The organism is Streptomyces sp. NPDC057428, from assembly GCF_042803195.1.
Taxonomy (GTDB): domain Bacteria; phylum Actinomycetota; class Actinomycetes; order Streptomycetales; family Streptomycetaceae; genus Streptomyces.
Map to the genome: position 1 here is coordinate 66,905 of NZ_JBHVCT010000027.1, position 9,506 is coordinate 76,410.

The 9,506-nt window shown below is 70.3% G+C and carries 11 protein-coding genes and 1 tRNA gene; 7 read left to right on the forward strand and 5 right to left on the reverse strand.

Annotated elements, in window-relative coordinates; genetic code table 11:
• Positions 1-3: 3 nt before the first annotated feature.
• Positions 4-1,401, reverse strand: coding sequence for a GntP family permease (locus ACFU5K_RS13780; RefSeq protein ID WP_384060333.1), 1,398 nt, complete (start codon positions 1,399-1,401; stop codon positions 4-6).
• An 11-nt stretch (positions 1,402-1,412) separates the two neighbouring features.
• Positions 1,413-1,922, reverse strand: a complete 510-nt coding sequence (locus ACFU5K_RS13785) for a gluconokinase (RefSeq protein ID WP_384060336.1) — start codon at positions 1,920-1,922, stop codon at positions 1,413-1,415.
• A 144-nt stretch (positions 1,923-2,066) separates the two neighbouring features.
• On the opposite strand from ACFU5K_RS13785, the gene ACFU5K_RS13790 reads away from it, so the two are divergent.
• From ACFU5K_RS13790 to ACFU5K_RS13800, 3 genes are all read left to right on the forward strand, one after another.
• A complete protein-coding gene (locus ACFU5K_RS13790) occupies positions 2,067-2,768 on the forward strand; it encodes a FadR/GntR family transcriptional regulator (RefSeq protein WP_384060338.1) in 702 nt (233 codons plus the stop codon).
• A 75-nt stretch (positions 2,769-2,843) separates the two neighbouring features.
• On the forward strand, positions 2,844-3,929 hold the full coding sequence (locus ACFU5K_RS13795) for an S-(hydroxymethyl)mycothiol dehydrogenase (RefSeq protein WP_384060341.1): 1,086 nt from the start codon (positions 2,844-2,846) through the stop codon (positions 3,927-3,929).
• Positions 3,929-4,558, forward strand: coding sequence for an MBL fold metallo-hydrolase (locus tag ACFU5K_RS13800; RefSeq protein WP_384060344.1), 630 nt, complete (start codon positions 3,929-3,931; stop codon positions 4,556-4,558). Before ACFU5K_RS13795 ends, ACFU5K_RS13800 begins: the two co-directional genes overlap by 1 nt.
• A gap of 8 nt (positions 4,559-4,566) precedes the next feature.
• On the opposite strand, the gene ACFU5K_RS13805 is transcribed toward ACFU5K_RS13800, so the two are convergent.
• Together ACFU5K_RS13805 and ACFU5K_RS13810 are read right to left on the reverse strand one after the other, a co-directional pair.
• Entirely contained in the window at positions 4,567-5,508 is a 942-nt protein-coding gene (locus ACFU5K_RS13805; protein ID WP_384060347.1) for a pseudouridine synthase, read from the reverse strand.
• 86 nt (positions 5,509-5,594) lie between these two features.
• Positions 5,595-5,682, reverse strand: a tRNA-Leu gene (locus tag ACFU5K_RS13810).
• A 183-nt stretch (positions 5,683-5,865) separates the two neighbouring features.
• Between ACFU5K_RS13810 and ACFU5K_RS13815 the strand changes: the two genes are divergently transcribed.
• The 3 genes from ACFU5K_RS13815 (at position 5,866) to ACFU5K_RS13825 (ending at position 8,501) form a co-directional block, all read left to right on the forward strand.
• Complete coding sequence (locus ACFU5K_RS13815; protein ID WP_327120253.1) at positions 5,866-7,200, forward strand: M20/M25/M40 family metallo-hydrolase; 1,335 nt, start codon at positions 5,866-5,868, stop codon at positions 7,198-7,200.
• Between the two features lie 169 nt (positions 7,201-7,369).
• Positions 7,370-7,603, forward strand: coding sequence for a chaplin ChpH (chpH, locus tag ACFU5K_RS13820; RefSeq protein ID WP_073751329.1), 234 nt, complete (start codon positions 7,370-7,372; stop codon positions 7,601-7,603).
• A gap of 136 nt (positions 7,604-7,739) precedes the next feature.
• Positions 7,740-8,501: a chaplin family protein gene (locus ACFU5K_RS13825; protein WP_384060350.1), complete on the forward strand. Its 762-nt coding sequence runs from the start codon at positions 7,740-7,742 to the stop codon at positions 8,499-8,501.
• A gap of 59 nt (positions 8,502-8,560) precedes the next feature.
• Here ACFU5K_RS13825 and ACFU5K_RS13830 read toward each other — a convergent pair whose 3' ends face one another.
• Complete coding sequence (locus tag ACFU5K_RS13830) at positions 8,561-8,749, reverse strand: DUF5703 family protein (RefSeq protein ID WP_327120259.1); 189 nt, start codon at positions 8,747-8,749, stop codon at positions 8,561-8,563.
• A gap of 47 nt (positions 8,750-8,796) precedes the next feature.
• Between ACFU5K_RS13830 and ACFU5K_RS13835 the strand changes: the two genes are divergently transcribed.
• Complete coding sequence (locus tag ACFU5K_RS13835) at positions 8,797-9,459, forward strand: hypothetical protein (protein ID WP_384060354.1); 663 nt, start codon at positions 8,797-8,799, stop codon at positions 9,457-9,459.
• Positions 9,460-9,506: the final 47 nt, after the last annotated feature.

The window sequence follows — 9,506 nt, forward strand, 5'->3', positions numbered from 1 at the left end:
GGGCTACAACACCAGTGACAGCACCAGGATGAAGGCCATCGAGACGACGGAGATGATCGTCTCCATCACCGACCAGGTCTTGAGCGTCTGCGGGACGTCCATCCCGAAGTACTCCTTCACCAGCCAGAACCCCGCGTCGTTGACGTGGCTGAAGAAGAGCGAACCCGCGCCGACCGCGAGGACGAGCAGCGCCGCGTGCGAGGTCGACATGCCGGCCGCCAGCGGTGCGACCAGGCCGGCCGCCGAGATGGTGGCCACCGTCGCCGAACCCGTCGCCAGACGGATCGCGACGGCGATCAGCCAGCCGAGCAACAGGGCCGGTATCGACCAGTTCTCGGAGAACTCCAGGATCATCCGGCCCACACCGGCGTCGATGAGGGTCTGCTTGAAGCCGCCGCCCGCGCCCACGATCAGGAGGATGCCCGCGATCGGGGCGAGTGACTTCTCGACGGTGGCGCTGAGCCGGGCCTTGGTGAACCCGGCCGCGCGGCCCAGGGTGAACATGCCCACGATGACGGCCGCGAGCAGGGCGATCAGCGGCGAACCGATGACGTCGGTGACCCGCTGGACGTGGTTCTCGGGGTCGTCCACCACGATGTCGACGAGCGCCTTGGCCAGCATCAGCACGACGGGCAGCAGGATCGTCGCCAGGGTCGCGCCGAAGCTCGGGCGACGCTCGAGATCCTCGGAGGGGCGCTGCGGGATCATCTTCTCCGGCGCCTCGATGTCCACCCAGCGGGCGGCGTAGCGGGAGAAGACCGGCCCTGCGATGATCACGGTCGGTACGGCCACCAGCACGCCGAGGGCCAGCGTGACACCGAGGTTGGCGCCGAGGGCGTCGATCGCCACCAGCGGGCCGGGGTGCGGCGGGATCAGTCCGTGCATCACGGAGAGACCGGCGAGCGCGGGGATGCCGATCCTCATCAGGGAGAAGTTGCCGCGCTTGGCGACCAGCAGCACCACCGGAATCATCAGCACGATTCCGACCTCGAAGAACAGCGGAAGCCCGATGATCGACGCGATCAGGACCATCGCCCACGGCATGGCCCGGCGGCTCGCCTTCGCGAGGATCGTGTCGACGATCTGGTCGGCGCCGCCGGAGTCGGCGAGCAGCTTGCCCAGGATGGCGCCGAGGGCGATGAGGACGCCGACACCCGCGACCGTGGAACCGAGCCCCGCGGTGAAGCTCGCGATCGTCTTCGCCGGATCGGCACCGGCGAAGGAGCCGAGGGCCAGGGAGCCGATGGTCAGCGCGAGGAACGCGTGCATCTTGAACTTGGTTATGAGCAGAACGATGACGGCTATGCCCGCCAGGACGGCTATGCCCAGCTGCGCGTTGCCGGCCGAAGTGATGGGTTCGACGGCGTCCGCTGCCAGCATCTCGGCGCTGAGATCTGTCACGGTGATGATCCTTAGCTCTCGAGCCGGCGCAGCGCGGCGACGGCCCGGTCGGTGATTTCCTCGGGAGTTCCGGACACGTCGACCGACACGCCGGACTCGTCCTCCTGCAGGGGCTGCAGGGTGGCGAACTGGGAGTCGAGCAGTGCCGTCGGCATGAAGTGGCCCTTGCGGCCGGCCATGCGGTGCTCGACGAGTGCCCGGTCGCCCGTCAGGTGCAGGAAGAGGGCGTCGGGCGCCTCGGCCCGCAGCCGGTCGCGGTAGACGCGCTTGAGAGCGGAGCTGCTGACGACACCGCCGAGCCCCGCCCGGCCGTTCGCCCACCGGCCGATCGCGTCCAGCCAGGGCCAGCGGTCGTCGTCCTCCAGCGGGGTGCCCGCGGACATCTTCGCGATGTTGGCGGGCGGGTGGAAGTCGTCGCCCTCGGCGTAGGGAACGCCGAGCCGGTCGGCGAGCAGGGGGCCGATCGTGGTCTTGCCGGTCCCTGCTACGCCCATCACCACGACGACGTGGGGGGTTCTCATCGGTGCCTCGCTGTCTTCATCGACATCGGTCCGTCGACATCGGTCCGTCGCGCTACTGAAACCCATTACATACGACTTATTCAAGAGCCTGTGACATAAACGTCGTACTTATTCGCGTCCTGGTGGCACCGTAGGCTGGTGGGCATGACCACACAGGGCCAGGGGCTGCATACACATGTGCTGGACACCCTGGGTCTCGAGATCGCGGCGGGTGACAGCCCGCCCGGCAGCATCCTGCGCACCGACGAACTCGCCCAGCGCTTCGACGTCTCACGCACCGTCGTACGCGAGGTGGTCCGGGTCCTGGAATCCATGCACCTGGTCGAGTCCCGGCGCCGGGTCGGGGTGACCGTGCGGCCCACCGAGGAGTGGAACGTCTACGACCCCCAGGTCATCCGGTGGCGCCTCGCCGGATCCGACCGGCCCCGGCAACTGCGCTCCCTCACCGTCCTGCGGTCCGCGGTGGAGCCCGTCGCCGCGGGCCTCGCCGCGCGCAACGCCACGGCGGCACAGTGCGCGGAACTCACGGAGTGCGCCCTCGGCATGGTCGCCACCTCGCGCGGCCGGCAACTGGAGGGCTACCTCCGGCACGACGTCGCCTTCCACCGCATCGTGCTCAACGCATCCGGCAACGAGATGTTCGCGCGCCTCGGCGACGTCGTCGCCGAGGTTCTCGCCGGCCGTACGCACCACCAGGTGATGTTCGATGACCCCGACCCCGCCGCGGTCACGCTCCACGTGCGGGTCGCCGAAGCCGTGCGCGAGGGCGACGCGGCGGCCGCGGAGAGGCTGACCAAGCAGATCGCCGTGGGCGCGCTGCACGAACTGGACGTACTGGCCCCTTGAGCGGGCCCGCCTCCGGGTACGGTGGGCGGGTTCGATCTTCGGGCAGACGGGGCAGTCGGGATGGGAGACCACGGCATGGCGCAGCAGGTACAAGGGGTCATCGCACCGGGCAGGAACGAGCCCGTCCGCATCGAGACGATCCTCGTGCCGGACCCCGGTCCCGGAGAGGCCGTGGTCAAGGTCCAGGCGTGCGGCGTCTGCCACACCGACCTGCACTACAAGCAGGGCGGGATCAACGACGACTTCCCCTTCCTCCTCGGCCACGAGGCGGCGGGCGTGGTGGAGTCCGTCGGCGACGGCGTCACCGACGTCGCCCCCGGTGACTTCGTCGTCCTCAACTGGCGTGCCGTGTGCGGCCAGTGCCGCGCCTGTCTGCGCGGCCGTCCCTGGTACTGCTTCAACACCCACAACGCCGAGCAGAAGATGACCCTCCTGGACGGCACCGAGCTGTCCCCGGCGCTCGGCATCGGAGCCTTCGCCGAGAAGACCCTCGTCGCCGCCGGTCAGTGCACCAAGGTCGACCCCGAGGTCTCGCCGGCCGTCGCCGGCCTCCTCGGCTGTGGCGTCATGGCGGGAATGGGCGCCGCCATCAACACGGGCCAGGTCGGACGGGGTGACTCCGTCGCCGTCATCGGCTGCGGCGGCGTCGGCGACGCGGCGATCGCCGGTGCCCGGCTCGCGGGAGCCGCGAAGATCATCGCGGTCGACATCGACGACCGCAAGCTGGAGACGGCGAAGAAGATGGGCGCGACCCACACCGTCAACTCCCGCTCGGGCGACCCCGTCGAGGCGATCCGGGCACTGACCGGAGGCAACGGCGCCGACGTCGTCATCGAGGCGGTCGGCCGCCCGGAGACGTACAAGCAGGCCTTCTACGCCCGCGACCTCGCCGGCACCGTCGTCCTCGTCGGCGTCCCCACGCCCGAGATGCAGCTCGAACTCCCGCTCCTCGACGTGTTCGGCCGCGGAGGCTCGCTCAAGTCGTCCTGGTACGGCGACTGTCTGCCCTCCCGTGACTTCCCCATGCTCATTGACCTCCACCAGCAGGGCCGCCTGGACCTCGGCGCCTTCGTCACGGAGACCATCGGGCTCGGCGACATCGAGCACGCCTTCGGCCGGATGCACGACGGCGACGTCCTGCGCTCGGTGGTGGTCTTCTGATGACCGCCCGCATCGACCACCTGGTCACCTCCGGCACCTTCGCCCTCGACGGCGGCGAATGGGACGTCGACAACAACGTCTGGATCGTCGGCGACGACACCGAGGCCGTCGTCATCGACGCCGCCCACGACGCGGCCGCCATCCAGGCCGCGCTCGGCGGACGCACGCTGCGCGCCATCGTCTGCACCCACGCGCACAACGACCACATCGACGCGGCGCCCGCCCTGGCCGACGCGACCGGGGCGCAGATCCTGCTGCACCCCGACGACCTGCCGCTGTGGCAGCTGACCCACCCGGACCGTGCCCCCGACGGCGAACTCGCCGACGGCCAGGTGCTGGAGATCGCGGGCGAACGCCTGACGGTCCTGCACACCCCGGGCCACGCCCCCGGCGCCGTCTGCCTCCACGCCCCCGGGCTGAACACCGTCTTCACCGGCGACACCCTCTTCCAGGGCGGGCCGGGAGCCACCGGCCGGTCCTTCTCGCACTTCCCGACGATCATCGACTCGATCAGGGACCGGCTCCTCGCCCTTCCGCCGGAGACCGTCGTCCGCACCGGGCACGGGGACTCCACCACCATCGGCGACGAGGCGCCACAGCTGGAGGACTGGATCAACCGCGGCCACTGACGGGCCGCTCACTCCCCGCCGGGCCACGCGGCGAGCCGCAGTCCGCTCTCGAAGCGGCGCGGCTCGCCCGTGAGCGGGTCGGTGAACTCCAGCACCCTCGCGAGGAGCTGCAGCGGACGCGCGTAGTCCCCGGGAGCCGGATCCGGCTCCACGACCGGATAGACGGGGTCGTTCACCAGCGGCAGCCCCAGCGTGTTCATGTGGACCCGCAACTGGTGCGTACGTCCGGTCGCGGGCAGCAGCCGGTACCTGCCGAGCCCGTCCCTGTGGTCCAGCAGCTCGACCCGGCTCTCGCTGTTCTCCTCGCCCGGCTCCTCGCGCGCGGCGATGACCCCGCGCTCCTTGACGATCCTGCTGCGCACCGTCCGGGGGAGTTCGACCCCCGGGTCGTAGGGGGCCACCGCCTCGTACTCCTTGCGCACCAGCCGGTCCCGGAACAGCGTCTGGTACGCGCCCCGTTCGCCCGGCCGTACGACACAGAGCACGAGGCCTGCCGTCAGCCGGTCGAGCCGGTGCGCGGGCTGCAGCTCCGGCAGGCCCAGCTCGTCGCGCAGGCGCGCGACCAGGGTCTCGGTGATGTGCCGGCCGCGCGGAGTGGTGCTGAGGAAGTGCGGCTTGTCCGCGATCACCAGGTGCTGGTCGCGGTGCACCACGCCCACGGGGAAGGGCACGGGCTCCTCCGGGGCGAAGTCCCGGTGGAACCAGAGGTATCGCCCGGCCGTGTACGGCTCGTCCGCCCCGACGGCCCGGCCGTCGGCCCCGACGAACCTGCCGCCGGCCAGCATCGCCGTCACGCGCCTGGCACCGACCGCCCCCGCGAACCGCGCCAGCAGATGGTCCCCGACCGTGGCCCAGGCCCCTTCCGGGTCGGCCGGGAGCCTCACCCGCACGGGATCCACGCCCGCGTGCTGGGGAAGCGGGGCGGGAGGAGCTTTCGCCCGTCCTCTCATCGCGTCGGTCCTTGTCTCCGGAGTGTCCCGCGCGCGAGTGGTGCGGGAAACGCGAAAACCCCCAGGGTGACCTGGGGGTTATCCGCTGGTGTCCGAGGGGGGACTTGAACCCCCACGCCCGATAAAGGGCACTAGCACCTCAAGCTAGCGCGTCTGCCATTCCGCCACCCGGACCGGGTGTGTCGTCCCGGGCCTCGCCCGTTCCGACGTGGAAAACCATAGCAAACATTCAGGGGTGCTCGATCACGCCCCCGGGGCTCGTGAAAGCCGCATGACGAGCGCCGGGCGGCCTTGGGCGCGCGGCGCGGGCGCGGGAGTATGGGAGGGAGTACCACCGCGACAGTGGAAGGAACCAGCGTGAGCGAGACCAGCACGGCCCGGGCCGGCATCGGCGAGAGCGCCGAGAGCGAGGTCGTCGACCTCTGTCGCGACCTGATCCGGATCGACACCAGCAACTACGGAGACCACTCGGGCCCCGGTGAGCGGGCCGCCGCCGAGTACATCGCCGAGAAGCTCGCGGAGGTCGGGCTCGAACCCGAGATCTTCGAATCCCACAAGGGCCGGGCCTCCACCGTGGCCCGGATCGAGGGGGAGGACCCGTCCAGGCCGGCACTCCTGATCCACGGGCACACCGACGTCGTGCCGGCCAACGCGGCAGACTGGACGCACGACCCGTTCTCCGGGGAGATCGCGGACGGGTGCGTGTGGGGCCGCGGCGCGGTCGACATGAAGGACATGGACGCGATGACCCTCGCCGTCGTACGCGACAGGATGCGCAGCGGCCGCAAGCCCCCGCGCGACATCGTGCTGGCCTTCCTCGCGGACGAGGAGGCGGGAGGCACGTACGGCGCGCGCCACCTCGTCGACAACCACCGCGATCTCTTCGACGGCGTCACCGAGGCGATCGGTGAGGTCGGCGGCTTCTCGTTCACCGTCAACGAGAACCTGCGCCTCTACCTGGTGGAGACCGCGCAGAAGGGCATGCACTGGATGCGGCTCACCGTGGACGGCACCGCCGGTCACGGCTCGATGACCAACAACGACAACGCGATCACCGAACTCTGCGAGGCCGTCGGCCGGCTCGGCCGCCACAAGTGGCCGGTCAGGGTCACCAAGACCGTGCGGTCCTTCCTCGACGAACTGTCCGACGCACTCGGCACCCCGCTCGACCCCGAGGACATGGAGGCCACGCTCGCCAAGCTGGGCGGTATCGCCAAGATGGTCGGCGCCACCCTGCGCAACTCCGCCGCCCCCACCATGCTCGGCGCCGGCTACAAGGTGAACGTGATCCCCGGACAGGCCACCGCGCACGTCGACGGGCGCTTCCTGCCGGGTTACGAGGAGGAGTTCCTGGCCGACCTCGACCGCATCCTCGGGCCGCGGGTGAAGCGCGAGGACGTGCACGGCGACAAGGCACTGGAGACCAGCTTCGACGGCTCCCTGGTGGACGCGATCCAGCTCGCGCTCAAGGCGGAGGACCCGATCGCGCGGGCGGTGCCGTACATGCTCTCCGGCGGCACCGACGCGAAGTCCTTCGACGACCTGGGCATCCGCTGCTTCGGGTTCGCGCCGCTGAAACTGCCGCCGGAGCTGGACTTCGCCGGAATGTTCCACGGCGTGGACGAGCGGGTTCCAGTGGAGGGGCTGACCTTCGGGGCGCGGGTGCTCGACCGCTTCATCGACCACTCCTGACCCCGCCGTCGGGCCGCTCCTGACCCTGCGGTCCACTCAATTCGCCAGCCTGTACGGGCATCACCGGAAAGGGTGAAAGGGGTCGTGCAGTCGTAGCCCCCTCACCCCCTCCTCGTTACAAGTGATGCGGTCCGCGGCTGGGACCGCACTTGTCAACACAGGAGGAATAATGATCAAGAAGGTCGTCGCAATCGCGGCTGCTACCGGTGGTCTCGTGCTCGCTGGTGCGGGTATGGCTTCCGCCGACGCCGGTGCGCAGGGTGCCGCCATCGGCAGCCCCGGCGTGCTCTCGGGCAACGTCATCCAGGTTCCGGTTCACGTTCCGGTGAACGTGTGCGGCAACACGATCTCCGTGATCGGTCTGCTGAACCCCGCCTTCGGCAACACCTGCGTCAACGCGTGACGATGCGCGTCAACCCGTGAGGGTTTGAGTCCGGTCGGCCCCGGAGTGCGCCCCATGCACTCCGGGGCCGCTGGGCATTCGGCCCCGCGCGCTCGTGCCGGGGCATTTCGTTAGGCAGAAGGCAGGAAAGCAACCTATGCGACAGGTCACACGTAAAGGCCTGATCACCATGGCAGCGGCGGGCGGAGTGCTCGCGCTCGGTGGCGGCTACGCACACGCGGACGCGGGTGCGGCCGGAGCTGCGTCGAACTCGCCCGGAGTGCTCTCCGGGAACTCGATCCAGGCCCCGATCGACGTCCCCGTGAACGTGTGCGGCAACTCCGTGGACGTCGGTGGTCTGCTCAATCCCACGTTCGGAAACGACTGCGAAAACGGATCTTCTGATTCCGGTCATTCGCGGGGTCACTCACGCGGTTCCTCGCACCACGAGGACGGCGGCGCCACGGCGGGTCACGGTTCCGGCAGCGAGGCGTCCGGCCACCAGGACACGCGTCACAGCGAGGAGGGGACCGGCAGGCACCGGGCCTCCGGCACCTCGGCGCAGGCGGAGACGACCGGTTCGCCGGGAATCCTGTCCGGCAACCAGGTGCAGGCGCCGGTGGAGATCCCCGTGAACCTCTGCGGGAACAGCGTCACCGTCGGCGGACTGCTCAACCCGGTCTTCGGGAACGACTGCGAGAACGTCACCGAGGAAGTCCCGCCCCCCGTCGTCCCGGAGACCCCCGGGAAGCCGGTCACCCCGCACGTCCCCCACGCTCCCGAGCCCCAGCTCGTGCCGGGGGAGCAGCTCGCGCACACAGGTGCAGGGGGCCTCGGCCTGCTGATCCCGGCGAGCGCCGGCATGATGCTCGCCGGTGCCGGCACCGTCCTGTACCGGCGTTCGCGCAGCGCCGCTTAGGCACCGGCACGACGACCGGCACGAGGAGCGGGTTCCGCGCATGCGGAACCCGCTCCTCGCTACCAGGTGGGCCGGAGCTGGCGGATGATCCTGCGGCGGAGCCGCACCCGACGGCTCCCGTCCCGGCGCAGCGTCAGCCGGTCCAGCTCCCAGTGTCCGTACTCGGCGTGGTCGGTCAGGAGGCGGGCCGCATCCTTGCGGGAGACCCCGCGCGGCACGTACACGTCGACAAATTCGTATTCCGGCATCGCATCTATTGTGCGGGCAGACCCCCGGTACGGATAGCGTCTGTCCCATGTCTGATGCTGCGCAGCCCACCGCTGCCGAGGTACGCGCCGCCGCCGATGCGGTAAAAGCCGCGCTCGACCGCCACCTCGAGGCCGTCGAACGCCGTACCGGGGACGATGATCCCGCCGTCTTCGACGCGTTCAACGCACTGGCCGCCGCGGCCGAGGTGTACGACGAATTCCTCTACGACCGCTACGACGAGGTCACCCCCTTCGAGATCCCGGGTGCGGACGACCCGCTCCCGCCCTACGCGGGCCCGGAGGAGCCGCACGCGCTGAGCGTGCTGATCAGGCGTGACTACGCCGTGGCGCAGCCCGCGCGGCTACTGGCCCAGGCACAGCGTCTCGCGGACCTCGACCCCGAGGGGAGCGAGGGCGATGGCGCCCCGGTCGTCGGAGCGGGTGTGCACGCCGCGCTGGGCGTGATCTTCGGTGAGTACGAGGCGGACGAGATCGCCTCCCGGCACAAGGAATTCGGCCTGGAGGAGGGGGACTCCACGCTCTGGGTCTCGGCGCTGGAAGAGCTTCCCGATGCGGGGGAGTGGCTCGGCACACCGTTCGACGACGCCGATCCCGCACTGGTCGTGTGCCGATTCGACGCGAGCTCGGTCTTCGACGAGGAGGACGAACTGGATGGCGAGCCGGACGGCGTCGTCCCGGAACGTGCCTGACGCAGCAGGCAGACGACGGCCCCGGTGCGCTCGGCGCGCACCGGGGC